This window comes from Actinokineospora sp. (assembly GCF_050699995.1).
GTDB lineage: Bacteria > Actinomycetota > Actinomycetes > Mycobacteriales > Pseudonocardiaceae > Actinokineospora.
Map to the genome: position 1 here is coordinate 1 of NZ_JBOHGC010000510.1, position 1213 is coordinate 1213.

The window sequence follows — 1213 nt, forward strand, 5'->3', positions numbered from 1 at the left end:
GTCCGGGATGGGCCTGCCCGGCATGGGCGGGATGGCGGGCGCCGCCGACGACGGGCATCAAGCGGGGCGGCGCGGCCAGGGCGCAGGGGCAGGCGCGGGCGGGATGGGCGCGGGCGGCGGACGCGGCCAGGGCCAGGGCCAGGAGGACACCGAGCACGAGACCGCCGACTTCCTGCTCGAACACGACCCGGAGGGGATCTTCGGCACCGACGAGATCACCGCACCCCCGGTCATCGGCGGATAAGGACCATGGTGCTGCCGAGATCACTGACGCTGCCGGTCGACACCCTGGCCCGCATCCTCACCTGGGAGAACCTGGGCGAACCACACCGCACGCTCGCCCCGACCCCGGTGTGGCGCTCGGCGTCGGCCGAGAGCGACGCCGAACGCGACGCCCGCGCGCAGGCCGCCCAGTTGGGGCTACTGGATCGGCGCGGACGGGTGGAGGCGGAGGTGGCGGCGTCGCTGTCGGTGGTGTGCAGGCCCAGGGTCGAGTTCTACGGCTGGATCAACGACGGCAAGGAAACCATCGGCGTGCTCGCCGCCGCCATCGGCCGCGAGGCCATCCTGGCGATCGGCGACGGCGAACAGGTGTGGCTCAGCCAGGCCAAAGCCGACGGCCTCGCCCAGGCCGCCGCCGCGCAGACCCCCGACGTCCCACCCGCGCGCAGCGACACGGTGTCGGTGCTGCGGTCGGAGGCAGCCGACCGACGATCCCAACCCAGCCCGCAGGTGCGACTCGTGCGCCGCATCGCCGAGTTGCCGGTCACCGGCTCCGGCGAGCTGCACGTCGCCGTCCGCGACAGCATGGGACGGCGACGGCAATCCCCGCGACCGCTCAACTACGCCGACACACCACACGGCCGGTGGCTCAACCACGCCACCCCACTGTCCACAGGGGACGACCGGGTCACGGTGGCCCCCGCCACCCGAGCCGACCTCGCCGCGATGCTGACACGGATGCACAGTGCGCTCGCCCACGACTAGACCAACACCCGCCGAGCAAGGCGATACCGTCACCAGCAGGAGAGGGAAACGAGGGGACCGGGAATGACCGACGGGGCACAACACGATCCGGCGAACACCGAACAGCAGGTCAACACACACATCTTCGTCGAGAAGGCACGCACCTGGATCGGCGACCTGTTCGGCGACGCCAACGCCACCACAACAGGCGGCGGCGGCGCGGGCGGCGGCTACCACTGGACCGACC

1 protein-coding gene and 1 pseudogene are annotated in these 1213 nt (G+C 72.2%); both read left to right on the plus strand.

Translation table 11 applies throughout. The features are described from left to right. A pseudogene (locus tag ACRDSQ_RS25555) lies at window positions 1-244 on the plus strand (hypothetical protein); the annotation flags it as partial. Between the two features lie 5 nt (window positions 245-249). After that, on the plus strand, window positions 250-987 hold the full coding sequence (locus ACRDSQ_RS25560; protein ID WP_431424509.1) for an ESX secretion-associated protein EspG: 738 nt from the start codon (window positions 250-252) through the stop codon (window positions 985-987). The last annotated feature ends 226 nt before the right edge of the window (window positions 988-1213 follow it).

Bases quoted from the DNA above. Each gene is read 5' to 3' on its own strand.
- ACRDSQ_RS25560 (WP_431424509.1), top strand. From the start codon at position 250: ATGGTGCTGCCGAGATCACTGACGCTGCCGGTCGACACCCTGGCCCGC.